This window comes from Chitinimonas sp., from assembly GCF_041904975.1.
Classification (GTDB): domain Bacteria; phylum Pseudomonadota; class Gammaproteobacteria; order Burkholderiales; family Chitinimonadaceae; genus Chitinimonas.
In genome coordinates, this window is the sequence record NZ_JAYRLZ010000060.1 from 686 (window position 1) to 18,982 (window position 18,297).

At 63.9% G+C, this 18,297-nt stretch carries 15 protein-coding genes; 7 read left to right on the top strand and 8 right to left on the bottom strand.

Annotated elements, in window-relative coordinates; genetic code table 11:
• From ACE3OH_RS08030 to bcsR, 6 genes are all read right to left on the bottom strand, one after another.
• Positions 1-346: tetratricopeptide repeat protein (locus ACE3OH_RS08030; RefSeq protein ID WP_374350554.1), on the bottom strand; the 346-nt coding region annotated here is incomplete at its 3' end.
• Positions 313-1,449 (bottom strand): cellulose synthase complex periplasmic endoglucanase BcsZ, encoded by a 1,137-nt coding sequence (gene bcsZ / locus ACE3OH_RS08035; RefSeq protein ID WP_374350557.1) that lies wholly within the window; start codon positions 1,447-1,449, stop codon positions 313-315. The genes bcsZ and ACE3OH_RS08030, both read right to left, overlap by 34 nt.
• Positions 1,450-1,452: 3 nt before the next feature.
• Complete coding sequence (bcsB, locus tag ACE3OH_RS08040) at positions 1,453-3,705, bottom strand: cellulose biosynthesis cyclic di-GMP-binding regulatory protein BcsB (RefSeq protein WP_374350560.1); 2,253 nt, start codon at positions 3,703-3,705, stop codon at positions 1,453-1,455.
• Positions 3,698-6,193, bottom strand: a complete 2,496-nt coding sequence (gene bcsA, locus ACE3OH_RS08045; protein ID WP_374350564.1) for a UDP-forming cellulose synthase catalytic subunit — start codon at positions 6,191-6,193, stop codon at positions 3,698-3,700. Before bcsA ends, bcsB begins: the two co-directional genes overlap by 8 nt.
• Positions 6,194-6,216: 23 nt before the next feature.
• Positions 6,217-6,996, bottom strand: a complete 780-nt coding sequence (bcsQ, locus tag ACE3OH_RS08050) for a cellulose biosynthesis protein BcsQ (RefSeq protein WP_374350567.1) — start codon at positions 6,994-6,996, stop codon at positions 6,217-6,219.
• The gene (gene bcsR / locus ACE3OH_RS08055) at positions 6,984-7,172 is read right to left on the bottom strand and encodes a BcsR/BcsP family cellulose biosynthesis protein (RefSeq protein ID WP_374350569.1); all 189 of its coding nucleotides are present in this window, start codon (positions 7,170-7,172) and stop codon (positions 6,984-6,986) included. Before bcsR ends, bcsQ begins: the two co-directional genes overlap by 13 nt.
• Before the next feature lie 350 nt (positions 7,173-7,522).
• Between bcsR and bcsE the strand changes: the two genes are divergently transcribed.
• On the top strand, positions 7,523-9,187 hold the full coding sequence (bcsE, locus tag ACE3OH_RS08060) for a cellulose biosynthesis protein BcsE (protein WP_374350572.1): 1,665 nt from the start codon (positions 7,523-7,525) through the stop codon (positions 9,185-9,187).
• An 88-nt stretch (positions 9,188-9,275) separates the two neighbouring features.
• Positions 9,276-9,992 (top strand): pseudouridine synthase, encoded by a 717-nt coding sequence (locus tag ACE3OH_RS08065; RefSeq protein ID WP_374350574.1) that lies wholly within the window; start codon positions 9,276-9,278, stop codon positions 9,990-9,992.
• A gap of 135 nt (positions 9,993-10,127) precedes the next feature.
• On the opposite strand, the gene ACE3OH_RS08070 is transcribed toward ACE3OH_RS08065, so the two are convergent.
• Positions 10,128-10,628 (bottom strand): YMGG-like glycine zipper-containing protein, encoded by a 501-nt coding sequence (locus ACE3OH_RS08070; protein ID WP_374350577.1) that lies wholly within the window; start codon positions 10,626-10,628, stop codon positions 10,128-10,130.
• A gap of 497 nt (positions 10,629-11,125) precedes the next feature.
• Between ACE3OH_RS08070 and ACE3OH_RS08075 the strand changes: the two genes are divergently transcribed.
• Positions 11,126-11,551 (top strand): organic hydroperoxide resistance protein, encoded by a 426-nt coding sequence (locus tag ACE3OH_RS08075; RefSeq protein ID WP_374350580.1) that lies wholly within the window; start codon positions 11,126-11,128, stop codon positions 11,549-11,551.
• An 80-nt stretch (positions 11,552-11,631) separates the two neighbouring features.
• Positions 11,632-12,066: a MarR family winged helix-turn-helix transcriptional regulator gene (locus tag ACE3OH_RS08080; RefSeq protein ID WP_374350583.1), complete on the top strand. Its 435-nt coding sequence runs from the start codon at positions 11,632-11,634 to the stop codon at positions 12,064-12,066.
• Between the two features lie 265 nt (positions 12,067-12,331).
• Here the strand turns inward: ACE3OH_RS08080 and glnT are convergent, their stop codons facing one another.
• Positions 12,332-13,690, bottom strand: a complete 1,359-nt coding sequence (gene glnT / locus ACE3OH_RS08085; protein WP_374350586.1) for a type III glutamate--ammonia ligase — start codon at positions 13,688-13,690, stop codon at positions 12,332-12,334.
• A 343-nt stretch (positions 13,691-14,033) separates the two neighbouring features.
• Here glnT and ACE3OH_RS08090 point away from each other — a divergent pair, with 343 nt between their 5' ends.
• The 3 genes from ACE3OH_RS08090 to metH form a co-directional block, all read left to right on the top strand.
• Entirely contained in the window at positions 14,034-14,966 is a 933-nt protein-coding gene (locus ACE3OH_RS08090) for a lipase family alpha/beta hydrolase (protein ID WP_374350588.1), read from the top strand.
• Positions 14,967-15,899 (top strand): lipase secretion chaperone, encoded by a 933-nt coding sequence (locus ACE3OH_RS08095; RefSeq protein WP_374350590.1) that lies wholly within the window; start codon positions 14,967-14,969, stop codon positions 15,897-15,899.
• Positions 15,900-16,085: 186 nt separating this feature from the next.
• Positions 16,086-18,297, top strand: a 2,212-nt coding sequence (metH, locus tag ACE3OH_RS08100; protein ID WP_374350592.1) for a methionine synthase, incomplete at its 3' end; no start/stop codon positions are given.

Genomic DNA, 18,297 nt, shown 5'->3' on the forward strand with positions numbered 1-18,297 from the left:
TGCCCAACAGGCGCAGATGGTTATCCAGATTGCGGATCGCCGGGCCGACCGGGCCATTGAGCGACAGCCGCTGCAAGGTGGCTCTGGCTTCATCGAGCCGGCCGCTGCGCGCGCTGATCACTGCCAGCCGGGCGGTGGCACCACGGTCGCCCGGTAGCGAGCGCAGCAGTTTTTCCAGCGCCAGCCGGGCCAGATCGTCGCGCCCCTTGATTTCCCATAGCCGCGCGCTGGCAAGCAGCTCGCTGGCCGCCTGGGTCGGCAGGGCCGGCGTCGCTTGCGGCGGCGCTGCCAGCAGGCCGAGCGGCGCCAGCGCTAGCGCGAGGCGGGAGTAGCGCAGCGTTGCCATGCCGGCACCAGGGCGCCATCGGGCGCAAATGCGTAGCGCTTTTCGCGAAAGCCGAACGCAAACAGAGAAAGAGACTGGTTGTAATACGCGTCCGCCGCCGGTGGCTTGGCCTGCCAGCGTTGCCGTTGTGCCTCGGCCGCCTGCGGCTGGTTCAGGGCATCGAGCATCACCATCAGGCTGGCGCTGAAGCCGGCCGGACCGTCGCCAGCCTTTGGCAGCCCTTGGGCGGTGTCCACGACCTCGGGCGGGGCGCCGCGCCGGGTGGTCTCGCTGGCCATGGCTTGCAAGGCCCGTAGCAAGCCGGCGCGGGCCGGGTCTTCCGGGTGGCTGAGGCCCAGCCACAGATAGCTGCGGATGGCGTTATAGCTGCCGCTGGCCTGGCTCTCCTTGTCCGCTACCCAGCCTGTGCCGGCCTGGTACTGCACCCAGTCCGGCGAATAGCCATGCGGCGCCGATTCCGTAATAACGCGCAAAGAGCTTTGCAGGATGGCGGGCCACGCGCTGCCGGGCTGTTGCTGTGCCAGCCGGCGCAGCAGCGGTAGCGGCAGATAGCTGGGGTTGAGCCGCCAGCGGCCCGGCGCCGGATTGAAGCCGTGCGGTGCCGGCAACAGGGTCGGCCCCAGCCCCGGCAGCTCGGCCACCTCCTGCCGCACGATCTGCCGCGCCAGCAAGGTGCCCAGCGCCTGGTAGCGAGGCTGGCGCCACAGGCGCGCCGCTTCGAGCAGGGTATAGGCAATCCACAAATCGGAATCGCTGGCGCTATTGCTGTCCAGCACTCCCCAGCTGCCATCGGCCTGCCGCCCCCATAGCCAGGCGGGCAGTTGGTTGCCGAGCTGGCCGGCGGCCAGCTGCCGGTCGGTCCAGGCCAGCAGCTGATCGAAACTGCGCCGGTCATTGGCCACCAGCGCAAAGAACAGCGCATAGGATTGGCCTTCCGACGTGGTGATCAGCCGGGTGTCGGACGGATCGACAATGCGTCCTTCGTCGCGAAGCAGCGTGTCGCGGAACTGCTGCCAGGCTGGCCACGCCTCGCAGCCGGCCGCAGCCGGCTGGCTCAAGCCCAGACCGAATGCAGCTGCCAACAAGGCGAGGCGATGACGCACCACTTATTCTCCACGCAGCCGCCGGGCTGCAATGCGCTTGAGGCTGACATAGGCCATGCTGCCGAGGATCAGCCCGGACAAGAGGCCGAGCAGGGCCAGCAGGATGGGGTGGCGCGACAGCATCACCCATAGCCGCATCCACCAGGGCAGCTCGCCGACGTCGTAGCTGTCAGAACCATCGTAGCTGTTGATATCGCGCTGGCGTATCACCGCCACATGGCCGCGCAGCTGATCGATCTGGCCGGCGTCCTCCAGCGCATCTTGCGCCAGGCCAAACGCATCGGCACTGCTGGCCGAGATCGCCACCACGCTGCGACCGGCCTTGAGCGGTGATTCGAAGCCGACCACGGCGGCAATCGGCCCGTTGGCTTCCAGATCGGTCTGGGCGCCCGGCTCGCGCGCGCTGTCAGTCTGGACGGTGGTATAGCCTTTCAGCAGGCGCAGCGGCGAATCAAGCCGACGGCGTGCGCCTTCGAGCAGGGCCGGCAGGTGCTGGCCCCATTGCTGCAGACTGGCATCCACGCCGGGGCTGGCGATCCACAGCAGATCGCTATCGGCCACCGTGGCCACCTGGCTGGCCTTGACCAGCTGGTAGCGCAATGCCGGGTAGCCGGTGGCGCGGCCTATGCGCCCCATCAGGAACAGCATGGTTTCCATCGCCCTGGCATCGTGCTGGTCCGGCAGCACCAGACTGGTTTGCGACAGATCGGCCCAGCGGCTGAACGGGTAGGCCGAGTTGGCGAAGAAGGCCAGGTTGGGCAGGGTGGTGAAGTGGGGGAAGTCCGACAGATCGATGGTGGAATCGCCATCGATGGCGGCGCGTACATTGTCGAACACTGCGCTTTGGCAGGCGTTTTTCTTGAGCAGGTCGAGCCGGAATTCGAACTGCATCTGGTTGTCGCCGCTGAGCCGGAATGCCGGAATGTTCAATTGCTCGTGTATGCCGGCGCTGCCGTCGTCCAGCAGCGGCAGGGTGAGCTTGCCGCTATCGCCCGACTGGCCATTGCCACGCAGGCGGAAGGACTGCACGAATTGCTCGTTGAGGCTGACATTCAGGGTGGAATTGTCGGGCGAGGCAGGCGGCGTGTAGCGATAGCGCAGATTGAGCGGCACGCCGCGATTGCGCCAGGGGAACAGATCGGGCGGCATATGCAGATTCACCCGCAGCGGTGGCGAGATATGGCCGCTGACCTGCAGGGCAGATGGCGTATCGACCAATTCGCTGAACTTCACCGGCCGATCGGTCGGTATCCAGTTCGGTGCATCGTAGGCGCGGCGCGGCGGACCGTAGTTGACGGTGCGTACCGTGGCCAGATTGCCGGACAGGCTGGCCTGCCCCAAAACCAGGGCATCGACGGCCAGCTTGAGCTGCGCATCGTCTTGCCCCAGCAGTAGCAACAGCTTTTTGCCACTCTGCCCAGGATTATCGATCACCGTCAGCGTGGGCTTGCTCACCGGGTGCTGGCGTAGCCAATCTGCGAGGAAGGCCGGGTGTTCCGCCTGGGTGGCCAGTACCAAGGCGTGCTGGTCGGGCAGGCGATCCAGCGCGACCGGGAATCGCGCCCCCCGGTAGCTGCTCAGGGCGCCAAACCATGAGGCGGCGACGCCGGCGGCGCGCAAGGTGGCAAGGCTGGGGCGGGCAGCCATCACCATCGGCAGGTTCAGGCGGCGGCTGTCGCGCCGGTCGAAAAACGGTGCGGGCAGCTGGGCCAGATCGCTGGCTGGCGGCAAGGGCTTCAGGCTCAGCTTCAGACTGCTGCTATTGGACAGGGTGGCCCACAGGCTGCTGTGCGCCGGGTCTTCGCAGTCCGGGCTGTAATGGCCGATCAGCTGCAGGCGCAGCTGGTTGTAATCGGTGAAATAGCGCGGATCGATATCGATCTCGGCGGTCTGCCGTCCCGGCTTCCATTGCACCGGCAGGGTGGCGATACCGACGACTTCCTCGTTCAGATAGACCTTGATGTGTGAAACAGTGGGCAGCAGCGCCGGGGAATAATCGAAGTTCAGCGTCAGGTGTGCTGCCGTCACCACTTCATCCAGCCTCAGCCCAAAGCCCAAGGCGCTGCTGCCATCAATGCCGCGCAAGGTGATCGGCGCATAGGCGCCCAGCGCCTTGAAGTCCATGCTCACCTCGCGGCCGGCCGGCTCGATGCGCGGTGCAACTTGCTCGGTGGGCGGCGCTTTTCTGGGGGCAGGCGGCGCGGACCAGCTCAGGGTAGATAGCAGGAGCGCAGCGATCAGTCGGATATCAGGCATGAAAGAGTCGGTCGAGCAGGGCGTGGTAGTGGTCACGGAGCTGCGGCTGCCATTGGCGGCGCAGCTGACGAAGGTGTTCCAGCAAAAAGCGCGGGAAGCGGCGATAGCCCTGGGCGCTGAATCGCAGTATTTCGGCCAGGGCTGCCAGCGGCCGGTCGGGCGCGCGGTGCTCGGCCCAGCGCACCCAGGCATCGGCGCGGCCAAAGGTGCATTGCACCAGATTGGCGTCATCTTGCAGGGTGAAGCGCTCGAAACGCAGCCCGAGGCGGCTGCCGCGATGCATCACCACCCGGGCGGGGAACGAGAATTCGCGGTCTCCGCGCGATAGCGCCACATCGACCGGCGCTTGCTCGGCAATGTCCAGTCCTTCCGGCACGGTCAGGCCCAGGCCGCCTTCCGAGAAGTCGTCGGTATGGCAATGCACGGTGCGGCCGTCGCCGAGGCGCAATACCGCATCCAGCCGCATGCGGATACGGTGGGCCACCCGCACCTGGCGCGCTTCCATCGCCACGCCCAGGGTGGCACCCAGTATCACCAGATTGACGCCGGTCCAGATCATATTGAGCAGCACCGTGTCGGCCTCGAAGCTGTTCCACCAGAACAGGCGCACCACGCCCAAGGCAAAGCCGGCCATATTCAGCAACAGCAGCCATAGATAGGGCTTGGAAATGGTCCAGTCGAAGTATTCCTGCTCGATCATGCCGCCCTTGGCGGTGACATTGAATTTGCCGAGGCCGGGGTTGAGCAGGGCCAATGTGGTGGGGCGCATGATGTACCAGGCCAGCACCGCCTCGTAGATTTCCGACCAGAAGGAATGCCGATGCTCGCCCTGGATGCGCGAGTTGGTCAGATTGGCCACCATCACGTGGGGTAGTACATACAGGGCCAGGGTGGTAGTCATGGCAACGATGATATGCACTTCAAAGAACAGATAGGCCAGCGGTGCGGTAAGGAAGATCAGCCGTGGTATGCCGTAGAAGAAATGCAGCATGGCATTGGCGTAGCAGACCCGTTGCATCCAGTGCAGGCCGCGCCCCAGAAACGGGTTGTCGATGCGAAAGATCTGCGCCATGCCGCGTGCCCAGCGTATGCGCTGGCCGATATGGCCGGACAGGCTTTCGGTGGCCAGCCCGGCCGCCTGCGGCAGATTGAGGTAGGCGGTGGTATAGCCGAGCCGGTGCAGCTTGAGGGCGGTGTGGGCGTCCTCCGTCACCGTTTCGACGGCAATACCGCCCACTTCCAGCAAGGGGCCACGGCGGATCACCGCGCAGGAACCGCAAAAGAAGGTGGCATTCCATAAATCATTGCCATCCTGGATCACGCCGTAGAACAGCTCGCCCTCATTGGGTACCTCGCGAAAGGTGCCGAGGTTGCGCTCGAATGGGTCGGGCGAGAAAAAGTGGTGCGGGGTCTGCAGCATCGCGCATTTTTTGTCCTGGACAAACCAGCCCACCGCCATTTGCAGAAACGAGCGGGTGGGTATGTGATCGCAGTCGAAAATGGCGATCAGTTCGCCATTGGTCTTGGTCAGGGCGTGATTCAGATTGCCGGCTTTGGCGTGGAAATTATCGGGCCGGATGATGTAGCCGCAGCCGACCTCGGCGGCAAAGTCGCGAAATTCGCTGCGGCGACCGTCGTCTAGGATATAGACATTGAGTTTGTCACTGGGCCAGTCCAGGCCCAGCGCGGCCAGCACCGTCGGTTTGACCACGCGCAAAGGCTCGTTATAGCTGGGGATGAACACATCGACTACCGGCCAGTCGCGCGGGTCGGCCGGCAAGGGCGCCGGTTCGCGGCGCAAGGGCATGGCGGTTTGCATGAAGCCCAGCAGCAAGATCAGCCAGGCATAGCCCTCGGCACACAGCAGCAACCAGGCACAAACATGGTCGACCAGGCCTTCCACCGCCATCGTTTCGGTGAGGCGCCACCATAGGTAGCGGGTGGAGGCGACCACTGACAGGGCAATCATCAACAGTGGCGCGTGCTCGCTCGGCATGCGGCTGGCGATCAGGGCACTCAGCCACAGGATCAGCGCCAGGCTGGCTTGCTCGCCGGCGCTCAGTGGCGTGCTGATGACCAGCCAGGCGCCGGCAATGGCCAGCAACAGCAAGGCGCGGCGCAGATAGCGATTGGTAGGGCGCAGCACCGGTGTAAGGGTTTGCAGGCCGCGATCGAGCAGCGGATAGTTGATCGCATCGATGGCGCGCCAGAAGGTGTCGAGCGGCCAACGCAGGCAAGTGCTCAGCCAGCGCGGTAACCATGGTGGGCGCGGGGCATCGGCTGGCAGTACCAGCAGTCGCCATAGCCATATGGCCGGTGTCGCATGGGCAGGGACGGCCAGCCGCTGTGCAAGCTGTAGCCCCAGCCAGGCGCCGATGCGCCGTACCGGGTCGGCGGCGAGTTGCTCCGGCGACGCCGGCGGCAACACAAACAGGCGCCAAAGCCATAGGCCGAGCCGTGCCTGATCAACGCCTAGTTCTTGCGCCAAAGTGTTACGCAGCGCCTGCCATCTCATCGACTCGCAACCGGTGATGAAATCTCGACCATAGCATCGAGTCGGGCCAACAGCCAACGCGCCAGGCCGTACAGATCATGCGAGGCCTGGCTGTGTGGCGCGTAATCGAATACGCAGCTATCGGCGGCTAGGGCCTCGGCGATGGCGGAATCCAGATGCACCGGATTCGGTGCCACTCTGTCGCGGTACAGGTCACGCAGCACACCGAGCACGGCACTGGGCAATTCGCATGACGCGTCCACGCCGTTCACCAGCAAGGCGGCGGTGGCTCCGGTCACATCGTCATTCAGCCAGGCGTCGAGCTGCCGTACCGCCAGCGGTGCCAGTGCATCCGGGCGCAATACACCGACATTCACATCGGCCGCCTGCGCAGCCTGGCGCGCATAGCAGGACGGTAGCGCCGGGCTGTCGATCAGGATCACCGTGTCGGCCGGCAGCGCCAGCCGGTCCAGCTGTCGCGACAACCAGTCGCTGTCGTCGAGCAAGGTCTGTTCGAAATGGCGCAGGGTGGCCGCGCTGGCACGCCCGAATGGCAGCAGGCGGATGTCGCCCAGCGAGAAGCCGGCCTGTGCCCAATCCTGCCGGGCTGTCCAGCGTGGCAACAGGCCATCGGCTTCATCGGGCGCCAGGCCAAGGTGGAGCGCCAGATGGCCCTGCGGGTTGAAATCAACCGCCAGCACCGGGCGCCCGCTGCGCTGGAATGCCTGGGCAAGGTGGGCAAGCAGGGTAGTGCGCCCCACGCCGCCCAGCGGCGATTGCAAGCTCAGTCTTGGCATGTGCTCACTGCCAGAAGCGGCGTATCGGTATTGAGCGGCGCATGCGAATTGCATATTTTATTCAGCATTGCCCATTGGCGGACACTCTGTGTCGTATTCTCGACAGCGCGAATTTCGGCGTATGCAATCGGCATTCCGCGGAATTGCTGGTTCAAACCCATAATGTCGTCGCCCATTTTCTTGTCCCCTTACTGCCTGCCTTGCTTGAAATGGCGCCTGGCGAATCGATTGGCTACCGTGCGGTGATACGCAAGCTTGTGCCGTTCAGATGCAGTGCCTTGCCACGCCTTGCTTTGCGGGATTACAGCAGGCATCGTGCCGGAGATGGGGGCGACTAGGGATATCGGTAATAGTGACGGGTGGTATCCAGGCAACAAGGTTGCAGCAGCTTGCTCGTGTCCAAGCGTCGGGCAATGCAATGTCGGACCAGGACCGTATCGCCTGTTTGATCGCCCCGCTGATTGCATTGCATCGACTTCGCTTGCGTCTCGCGTAAGCTTGCCAAGTGTCTCGCCGAGGTTTTTTGATGAAGCGCCTGCTTTCCAAACCTGCTTGCCTGGGCATTGAAGGATTGCCCGAAGCCCAGATTCGCCTGGCGGCGGGGCGCCTGCATGTCGTGGCGGTCGAGGCGGATGGCCTGGCGCCCGCCCTTGCCATGGCAACGCTGGGGCGGGTTGCCGGCATGGGCGCGTGTGGCGCCTTGCTCAGCCCGCAACCGGCCGATCGCCTGCAGGTGGCCGAGTCGCTCGGCTGGCACTGTGCGCAAGCAATGGTGGAGCAGCGCCTGCTGGTGCTGCAGCAGCGCCCCGACTGGCGTGCGGGCCTTCATGCGGCGGGCATGGAACGTCTGCTGGATGAAATGGATGCGCTGGTGCCGCGCGGTGCCGTGCTGGTGATCGAACAGGCGGACGTATTGCTGGCTGACTTGAACCGCAAGCAACTCAAACGCTGCCTGGCGCTATGGCGCAACTATCTGGCCAGCCACGGGGCGAGTGCGCTGTGGCTGGTGCAGGCCCTGCCGCCGCAATTGCATCTGGCCAGTCGCGAACTGGGTGGTATTGCGCGGATCTGGCGCGAGGATGGCAGCCTGTGTTGGCAGACCCTGCAGTGGCAGGGACGCGAGGAAGGCAGGCCGTTGCGCCTGTTGCAGGACCAGCGAGGCGCCCTGTTTGCTGCGGGCGAAGGGGAGGCTGCCGACTATGCCAACTTTGTCCCGCCCGATGAGCAGGTGGTGATCGCCACCGCCGGCGCCGTGGCCAATGAGCGGGTGGTGCCATCGGACTGGCAGATCGTCGCCGACCTCGCTGCGGTGCCTGCTGCCGCCAGCCAGGCAATTGCCGCTACCGTGCTGCTCGATGGCGGTGGACCCTATGAATTCACCAGTTTGTTGCGCTGCGTGCATGGTTTGCGCAGCGAGCGCGGCCGGCGCTTGAAAATCGTAGTGCGCGAGCGCGCCGGACGTTTTCGCTATAGCCAGGAGTGGGTGCTGCGCAATCTTGGCGTCAATCAGCTGGCCAGCCTGGACCTGAGCTTTTCGCGGCTGCTGAGCCAGATCGATGCACTGAAGGGACAGCGCTACCAGGGCGAGATCGTGCGCGACTTTACCGCGGCGGTGACGGCTGCTGAGCCGATCAGCGATTGCGGCTACCTGCCCCCGGCGCGCTTCTGCGCCCAAGTGGCCGAGGCCTGCCGCCGCGCCCGCGCGCTGGGCCTGATCAATACCTTGATCCGCCTGCCCTTGCTCGACCCTGTCGACCATCTGACTGCCTTGAAAGCCTTGCGCGCCAAGCGGCCTGGCGATGTCGCCACCTGTGATGCCGACAGTGTCTATCTGTTCTTGTTTGCTTGCCGCGAGCCCGATGCCGAGGAGACGCTGGCTCGCCTGTTTGCCATGCCGGTGGCCGAGCTGTTTGCCGGCCAGCTGCGCTGGCACGACAGCTTTGGCATCGAGCGCGCCATTACCGAGCTGGCCGAACAGCAGGAGCAAACCCCGGCGCCTGATCTGAGCAGCTATTTGCCGGCCAACCCGCCGCCACCGATGCCGACTCCAGCGCCGCAGCCACCTGCAGGCGAGCCGGTTTCACCGTATCGCCTGCTGCCGCGGTGGTCGCAGCAGGCGCCGGCACCGAGCGGCATCCGCACTGGCCGACCGGCGCCGCTGCCGGTAAAGCCCGGCCAGGAAAGCGCTTGACGCTAGGCTCTGGCAATCTGCCCCGACAAAGCGAGCATAATCGCGCCTTTGTGCTTCACGGTAGTGCCCTATGCCAAGCAAAAAAGCGTTGCCCCTTGAGCGTATTCTGCAAAGTCAGGGCTTCGGTAGCCGCAAAGCCTGTCGCGAATTGATCGAGGCGGGGCGGGTGGCGGTCAATGGACAGCCGTGTCGCCAGCCCGGCATGGCGCTGGTCGCTGACGAATCGCTGATCCTGCAGGTTGACGATACGCCGTGGCCATGGCGCGCCGCCGTATATCTGGCGCTATACAAGCCTGCCGGGGTGGAGTGCTCGCATCAGCCGCAGCATCATCGTTCGGTGTTTTCGCTGCTACCCGCCCATTTTGTCGCGCGCGGCGTGCAGTGCGCTGGCCGGCTGGATGCCGATACCACCGGTTTATTGCTGATGTCCGACGATGGCGCCTGGCTGCATGCGCTGGCCTCGCCCAAGCGCCATGTGCCCAAGACCTACCGGGTCAGCTGCCGGCATCCGCTTGATGAGGCCATGCTGCAAGCCTTGCGCAACGGCGTGATGCTGCACGACGAATCGCAGCCGCTGGCGGCGCTTCATTGCGAGCAGGCCGGCGAGCGGCAGCTGATCCTGACCATAGACCAGGGTAAATACCATCAGGTGAAACGCATGGTGGCCGCAGCCGGCAACCGGGTGGAGGGCTTGCACCGCGAGGCGGTGGGGGCGCTGCAGCTAGGGACTGGCGAGTTGGCCGAGCTGGCGGAAGGCAGCTGGCACATGCTTTCGGATATGGCGCTGGCTGCACTGCGCGGCTGAATTCCCGGGGCAGGTCTGATCTGCGGATTTGCGAGCGGAACTGGCGGCGTTGGCAAATAAAAGGATGGCTACCTTGAATGACCGCAGCCTCCCTGGGTGGAGGCTGCAGTCGCGGCTTTGCCAACAGTGGCTTGATCAGTCACGGCGCCAGCGGCCTTCGTCGCGGTAGCGATCGTCGCGCCATTCGTGATGATGTCGGCCACGGTGGCAACGCTCTTCACGGACCACCACTTCGCGTACTACCGGTGGCGAAGGCAGATAGACCACCCGGCTCACCGGTTGCTGGTACACCACCTGCTCGACGGGCTGGTGATACACCACCCGTTCAACCGGTTCGCTGTATATCACCCGCTCGGTAGGCTCGTTGTAAACGACGCGCTCAACTGATTCGGAACGGTAGTAATAAGGGCGCTGAACGACAACATCGCGCTGACCGGATCGCGAGGCCAGTGCGGCACCAAACGCGCCACCCAGCGCAGCACCCACCACCGCGCCATCGCGACCATGGTGATGATGGCCAATGGAAGCGCCGGCAGCGGCGCCGATCAGGCTGCCGATAATGGCGTCGTTCTGGTCAGCAAGGGCGGGGAGACTGAGGGAGGCAAGCAGGACAATCAGGGTAAGCGGCTTGTGCATGATGTGGCTCCTAGTGGCGGCAAGCTGCCGCGAATAGCCTCGACTATGCGCGCGCGTTTCTGAATCCTGGCTGAATCGCTGGCGGAAGGGGGCTGGCTGCCGGGATGTCAGGTGCATCCAGTGCCTACAGCTCCCAAGGACGAAAAACCTGTTGGCACGGAGAAAGCGCCAGATCCGCTTCCGTTTGCGCTTTGGACTGCGCGCACTTTGTGCTTACAAAAGTTTGATATTGCATAGCACGCTATCCACAAACAAGGCGCAGACCGCCAAGCCGTAGGTCGGGTTTTAACCCGACGCTCGCCAGCGGTCGTGAGGCCACCGATATCTGCTGTACTGTCGGGTTCAAAACCCGACCTACAGCGCTGTCGGACGGCCGGGGGCGGACGAGGAGCCAACTATCGGACTGATAGGAAAATTAAAATTGTGCACAAATGATTTGCTAACTACTATTCATTTGCCAGCCGGATTCGCCGGCCTACCTTCAAAGGAAAACCATCATGTCCGTACAAGTTCTCTACACCGCAGAAGCCACCGCCGTTGGCGGCCGTGAAGGCCAGATCGAATCGTCCGATGGCGTGCTCAAGGCCAAGCTGGCCCTGCCCAAGGAAATGGGCGGCGCCGGTGGCGCAGCCACCAATCCCGAACAATTGTTTGCCGCCGGCTACGCCGCTTGCTTCGAAGGCGCCGTGCGCTTTGTGGCACGGCAAAAGGGTGTGAAGATCGAACACGCATCGGTCACCGCCCGCGTCGGCGTCGGTCCGCGCGCCGCTGGTGGTTTCGGCATCACTGCCGCCCTGACTGTTTCCCTGCCGGGGCTCGATCGCGCTGTTGCGCAGGAACTGATCGACACTGCCCATAGCGATATCTGCCCTTATTCGCACGCCACCCGTGGCAATGTCGATGTGAGCATCGCGCTGGCCTGATGCTGCATAGGCCCATACCGGGCAGTAAACTGACCAAGGGCGCGCCATCTGCCGCGCCCTTGTCTATTGAGAAATCGCCCATGAATGAACCGGACTGGCTGCAACTTGACGCCCAGCTATGCTTTCGCCTGTATACCGCCTCACGGGTGGTGACCCGTTGTTACCAGCCCTTGCTGGAACAGCTCGGGCTCACCTATCCGCAATACCTGGTGATGCTGGTGCTGTGGCAGGACGACGAACTCACCGTGAAGGGCATAGGCGAGCGACTGAAGCTCGACTCTGGCACCTTGACGCCCCTGCTCAAGCGCATGGAGCAAGCCGGCCTGCTGCGCCGCGAACGCCGTGCCGACAATGAACGCGAAGTGCGTATCTGCCTGAGCGAAGCCGGCAAAGCGCTGCGCGATCCGGCAAAAGCCGTGCCGCCCGCTCTGGTCGAAGCACTGGGCATGCCGCTGGACGAATTGGCGACCTTGCGCGATTTGCTTGACGGGCTGATTGCGGGCGCGAAATCGTAGTCTTGAATTTGAGTATTCGGATAAGGGCGGCCAAGAAGTACGCCGTGCGTTAAGCCCCGTGACGCGCCCCTAGGCGCGGTAGCGCTGCTGTCCCACGGGTACCCGGCCGACAAGTCGGCCACCCGTCAGGCTCCCCCGCGGCGGCGGGGGCCGAGGGGGTGGAATCAATCAAGCGAAGGCCGTCTCAGCTCGCTCTGAACCGGAACACCCGGCTATGCCGGGTGCGCCCACTTAAGCTTCAGCTGCCACCCAGCCAATTACATCTTCAAAAGAAGTCCGCGTAGCGCTTGCGCTCCCAGTCCGATACATGGCGCGAATATTCGAGCCATTCCATGCGCTTGAGCCGGACAAATTCGTTGACGAAGTCCTGGCCCAGCGCCTCGGCCAGCACTGTATTGGCTTCCAGCGCATTGACGGCCTCACCGAGGTTTTGCGGCACGGCGGCAATGCCGGCCTCAGATAGCTGCTGCGGGCTGTATTCGTACAGATCGTCGTCAACACGGCGGCCGGCTTGCAGCTGGCGCTCGATGCCGTCGAGGCCGGTGGCGATCAGGGCGGCGGTGACCAGATAGGGGTTGGCGCCGGCGTCGGCCAGGCGCCATTCAATGCGCCCGCCCGGGCAACGCGCCAGCACGGTGCGGTTGTCGCCATAGGCGATATAGGCGGGCGCCCAGGTGGCGCCGGATAGCGAATTGCCCACCACCAGGCGCTTGTAGCTGTTCACCGTTGGCGCGCAGATGGAAGTGAGCGCTGCGGCGTGGTGCAGGATGCCGGCGAGGAAGTGATAGCCCAGCGTGCTCAGTTCATAGCCATTGGCGTCCTGTTTGTCCTCGAACAGGTTGCGGCCATCGGCATCGGCAATCGACAGATGAAAGTGCAGGCCGGAGCCGGCGCGGTCGGCAAAGGGCTTGGGCATGAAGCTGCACAGCATGCCCAGTTGTTCCGCCGCCGCGCTGGCGGCCATCTTGAAGTAGATGTAACGGTCGGCGCTGGTCAATGCGTCGGCATACACATAGTTGATTTCGTACTGGCCGGGTGCGTCCTCATGGTCGATCTGGTAGACATCGGCGCCCACCGCCGCCATCGCCTCGGTCACTTGCTGCAGAAACTGGCGATTGGCGTCGCGGGTCAGGCCCTTGTAGTCGTAACTGGCTTTGTCGAGACGATCGAGCGGGTCGGCTGGCTGGTAGTCGCCATCGGCGGTGCGGCGGAGCAGGATGAATTCCGGCTCCAGCCCGGTGTTCAGGGTCCAGCCACGCGCCGCCAGCCGCGCCAGCTGGCTTTTCAGCAGTACTCGCGAGCAGAGCGGGTGTGGCTTGCCATGTACGTGGCCATCGCCGACCACTCGCGCATAGCCGGGCTGCCAAGGCATAAGCGCCAGGGTGGCAAGATCGGCCCGCGCGTAATAGTCGCCGCCATTGCGGGCAATGCCGGTACCCCAGATGGCATAGCCGGAAAAGCCGGCGCCGGTATGGGTAATCAGGTCCAGATGCCGCGCCGGCACGATCTTGGTCTTGGCGGCGCCGTGGATATCGACGAACTGTGCCAGCAGATACTCGACCTGATGGTCATGCAGCCATTGCTGGGCGCTTGCCAACGCCGCGGTCTGAACATCGTTACGCATAGGGGCCTCGATTGGGTGAGCTGGACTGTACTGGGGCGGGACCGCTGTCGTGCCGGATTCCCGGAGCAACAAGGATAGTAGAGCCCCCAAGTATCGTGGCGAAGCGCGGCCCGCGGCCAGATACAGATGCCGCCTCTGCCGGGCCGCTTGTATGGCCCGGTGGGCCAGTACAGATGGGTGCAGCAGCCGCCAAGCGACCTGGAAGGGCGACGGACAGGTAGTGCGATTGCTGTTGTATTTTCTACCTACCAAGCAATTGCTCTAGATTTCTGCGCATGACTTGTCTACTTTGTTGCTACCGCCGGCTTGGCATGGCGGATCAATAAACACGGAGACAACATCGATGACACGCTTTGCCCGCTTGCTGGCAACGCTGGGGCTCGCCTGCGCCCTCGCCATGCCGACTGCTTCGGCCGCATCCAGTGGCTATACCCAGACCCGCTATCCCATCGTGCTGGTGCACGGCCTGTTCGGTTTCGACCAGGCGCTCGGGGTGGACTATTTCTATCGCATACCGGCCGAATTGCAGAAAGACGGCGCCAAGGTCTATCTGGCCCAGGTGTCGGCCACCAATAGCAATGAGGCGCGCGGCGAGCAGCTGCTGGCCCAAGTCAAGCAGGTGCTGGCCATTACTGGCGCCAGCAAGGTCAATCTGATCGGCCATAGCCAGGGCGCGCCGACCAGCCGCTACGTGGCCGGCGTGGCACCGCAGCTGGTGGCCTCGGTCACCACCGTCGGCGGCGTCAACAAGGGTTCGCGCATTGCCGATATCACCCGTGGCGCCTTGCCGCCGGGCTCGGTGTCCGAGACCCTGGCCGCCTCGGTCGCCAAGGGCCTGGCCGGCCTGATCTCGCTGGCCTCCGGCGGGCAGAAGCTGCCGCAAGACCCGCTGGCGGCGCTGGATGCGCTCACCACTAGCCGGATGAACCAGTTCAATGCCCGCTTTCCGGCAGGCGTGCCACGTAGCGATTGCGGCGAAGGCGACTACAGCGCCAATGGCATCCGCTTTTATTCATGGAGCGGCAGCAGCACCGTCACCAATATCTTCGACGCCAGCGATGCCCTCTTGGGCCTGACCGGCCTTGCCTATGGCAGCCCGAATGACGGGCTGGTGGGTACCTGCGCCAGCCATCTGGGCCAGGTATTGCGCGACAACTACCGGATGAACCATGCCGATGAGATCAACCACTTCTTCGGCCTAGTGCATCTGTTCGAGACCGACCCGGTCACCGTGTATCGCCAGCACGCCAATCGCCTGAAAAACGCTGGCCTGTAAATGCGCAGCGTCGTGGCAAAAGGGCTGGGTTTAGCCGCCGTGCTGGCGCTGGCGGCCTGCCTGGCCTGGTCGACTTCGGTGCCGGTGCAGCAGGCAGCAGCCCTGCCACCACCCGGCATTGCCCCATCGCAAGCCGGCACCCAGGCCGATGGCCAGGTGCTGGCAAGCGGCGAGGCGCTGGCTGTCGATGACGGTCTGCGGCGCCGCTTCGACTATTACCTGGTCGGCATCGGCGAGCGGCCCCTGCCGGCCCTGCTTGCCGAGATCGACCGCGATCTCGCCGCCAGCTTGCCGGCCAGCGCTGCCGCTGAAGCCAGCCGGCTGCTGCGCCGCTATGTCGACTACAAACGCGCGCTGGCCGAGCTCAAGGTGGCAAACGCCACTGGCGACGATCCGGCCAGCCTGTCGGCACGCCTGCATGCGCAACGCAAGCTGCGCGACCGCTTCTTCAGCGCGGCGGAAAGCCGGGGACTGTTTGCCTGGCAAGACGCATTTGATGACGATGCATTAGCTCGCTTCGCCATTCAGCACGATGGCCAGCTGGACGCGGCGGCGCGTGAGCAGAAGCTGGCTGAGCTGGCGCGCTATCAGGCACCCGAGCTGCAGGCAGCCCGCCAGGCACCGGTGCAGTATCTGGCGCTGGATGACGCAGTCAAGGCGGCGCGCAGCAAGGGGGCGGATGAGGCAGCCATCTATCGCCTGCGCAGCAATGCGGTGGGCGAGGAAGCCGCAACGCGACTGGCGGCACTGGATCGCGACGAGGCAGCCTGGCAGCAGCGGGTAGACGGCTATCTGCTTGAACGCAAAAACATCCAGTCAAACAGCCAGCTCAGCACCAGCCAGCGCGATGCGGCCCTGGCGAGCCTGCGCGACAGCCGCTTCAACGCGACCGAGCAGTTGCGTTTGACGGTGCATGAGGAGCAGTTGCATTGATTGAATGAAGCGGAGCGAAGTCGGCCGCATTACCGACTGCTGCGGCCTGGAAGCGTCGCGTGCTTGCGATGAGTTACCTGCTTGTGCATGAATTTCGCTCATGCAGAAGCCTGCGCCTGCCGGCGAGGCAGCGTAGCCGCCGTGATAAAATCCTCCGCTTTCCCCCGTAAATTCAGGTAGTTCGCCATGACCCGCCGCGCCACGCTCCATGCCCTGTTGCAACAACGCATTCTGATTCTGGATGGCGGCATGGGGACGATGATCCAGCGTCACAGGCTGGAAGAGGCCGACTACCGCGGCGAGCGATTCAAGGATTGGCCGAGCGACCTGAAGGGCAATAACGACCTCCTGGTGCTGACCCGGCCTGATGTGATCGGCGGCATTCATCAGGCCTATCTTGATGCCGGCGCTGACATCATCGAGACCAATAGCTTCAACGCCACCAGCGTGGCCATGGCCGACTACGATATGCAGTCGCTGGTGTTCGAGCTGAATGTCGAGGCTGCCCGGCTGGTGAAGAACCTGTGCGAAGCGCAAACCGCCAAAACGCCGAACAAGCCGCGTTTTTGTGCGGGTGTCTTGGGGCCGACGAACCGCACCTGCTCGATCAGTCCCGATGTGAACGACCCGGGATTTCGCAATATCAGCTTCGATGCGCTGGTCGAAAGCTACAGCGAAGCCATCGATGGCCTGGTACAGGGCGGGGCCGACCTGCTGCTGGTTGAGACCATCTTCGACACACTGAACGCCAAGGCGGCGGTGTTTGCCATTCACAAGTATTTCGACGAGCGGCCCGATATCGAGCGCTTGCCGATCATGGTGTCCGGCACCATCACCGACCAGAGCGGCCGCACGCTCACCGGCCAGACCACCGAGGCCTTCTACAACTCGCTGCGCCATGCCGATGCGATCAGCTATGGCCTGAACTGCGCGCTCGGGCCTGACTTGTTGCGCCCCTATGTGGAAGAAATGGCGCGGGTGTCGGAAAGCTTTGTATCGGTGCATGCCAACGCCGGTTTGCCCAATGCCTTTGGCGGCTATGACCTGACGCCGGATGTGATGACCAAGCAGGTGCAGGAATGGGCCGCTACGGGCCTCGTCAATATCGTCGGCGGCTGCTGCGGCACTACGCCCGACCATATTGCCGCGATGGCGCAGGCGCTGGCGGGTATGGCACCGCGTGTGTTGCCGCAGATTGAAGCCAAGCAGCGCCTGTCGGGCCTGGAGCCGTTCAATATCGGCGACAAGGACCTGTTCGTGAACGTGGGCGAGCGTACCAATGTCACCGGCAGCCGTGCTTTTGCCAAGCTGATTCTGGCCGGTGACTACCCGGCTGCGCTGGAGGTGGCCCGCCAGCAGGTGGAGAACGGCGCGCAGGTCATCGACGTGAACATGGACGAAGGCATGCTCGATGCCGAAAAAGCCATGGTCACCTTCCTGAACCTGATCGCCGCCGAGCCCGATATCTCGCGCGTGCCGGTGATGATCGACTCGTCCAAGTGGAGCGTGATCGAGGCCGGCCTCAAGTGCATCCAGGGCAAGGGCATCGTCAACTCGATCTCGCTGAAGGAGGGCTATGACGAGTTCGTGAAGCACGCCCGCCTGGTGAAGCGCTACGGCGCGGCGGTAATCGTGATGGCCTTTGATGAACAAGGTCAGGCCGACAACTACCAGCGCAAGATCGATATCTGCAAGCGCTCTTACGACATTTTGGTCGATCAGGTCGGGTTCGACCCGGCCGACATCATCTTCGACCCGAATATCTTTGCGGTGGCCACCGGCATCGAGGAACACGCCAAATACGGCATCGATTTCATCGAAGCCACCGGCTGGATCAAGCAACACCTGCCGCACGCCAAGATTTCCGGCGGCGTGTCGAATGTATCGTTCAGCTTCCGTGGCAATAACAAGGTGCGCGAGGCGATTCACGCCGTGTTTCTCTACCACGCCATCCAGCGCGGCATGACCATGGGCATCGTCAATGCCGGCGCGCTGGAAGTGTATGAAGAGGTCGACCCGGCGCTGCGCGAGGCGATTGAGGACGTGGTACTGAACCGCGCCCGTGCCGATGGTGCCGACACCACCGAAGCCCTGATCACCCTGGCCGAGCGCTTCAAGGGCGACGCGGCCGAGGCCAAGGCAGAAGACCTGAGCTGGCGCCAGCTGCCGCTGCAGGACCGCATCACCCATGCGCTGGTCAAGGGCATCACCACCTATATCGTCGAAGACACCGAAGCAGCCCGCCAGTGCCTGCCGCGCCCGATCAATGTGATCGAAGGCCCGCTGATGAACGGCATGAACCATGTTGGCGACCTGTTCGGCTCGGGCAAGATGTTCCTGCCGCAGGTGGTGAAGTCGGCACGCGTCATGAAGGCGGCGGTGGCTTATCTGGAGCCAT

What these genes read in the sequence shown, in the direction of transcription:
- bcsQ (WP_374350567.1), bottom strand. Translation starts at nt 6,996, where the DNA reads ATGCCAAGACTGAGCTTGCAATCGCCGCTGGGCGGCGTGGGGCGCACT.
- glnT (WP_374350586.1), bottom strand. Translation starts at nt 13,690, where the DNA reads ATGCGTAACGATGTTCAGACCGCGGCGTTGGCAAGCGCCCAGCAATGG.
- ACE3OH_RS08080 (WP_374350583.1), top strand. Translation starts at nt 11,632, where the DNA reads ATGAATGAACCGGACTGGCTGCAACTTGACGCCCAGCTATGCTTTCGC.
- bcsR (WP_374350569.1), bottom strand. Translation starts at nt 7,172, where the DNA reads ATGGGCGACGACATTATGGGTTTGAACCAGCAATTCCGCGGAATGCCG.
- bcsE (WP_374350572.1), top strand. Translation starts at nt 7,523, where the DNA reads ATGAAGCGCCTGCTTTCCAAACCTGCTTGCCTGGGCATTGAAGGATTG.
- ACE3OH_RS08075 (WP_374350580.1), top strand. Translation starts at nt 11,126, where the DNA reads ATGTCCGTACAAGTTCTCTACACCGCAGAAGCCACCGCCGTTGGCGGC.
- ACE3OH_RS08070 (WP_374350577.1), bottom strand. Translation starts at nt 10,628, where the DNA reads ATGCACAAGCCGCTTACCCTGATTGTCCTGCTTGCCTCCCTCAGTCTC.
- ACE3OH_RS08095 (WP_374350590.1), top strand. Translation starts at nt 14,967, where the DNA reads ATGCGCAGCGTCGTGGCAAAAGGGCTGGGTTTAGCCGCCGTGCTGGCG.
- ACE3OH_RS08090 (WP_374350588.1), top strand. Translation starts at nt 14,034, where the DNA reads ATGACACGCTTTGCCCGCTTGCTGGCAACGCTGGGGCTCGCCTGCGCC.
- bcsB (WP_374350560.1), bottom strand. Translation starts at nt 3,705, where the DNA reads ATGCCTGATATCCGACTGATCGCTGCGCTCCTGCTATCTACCCTGAGC.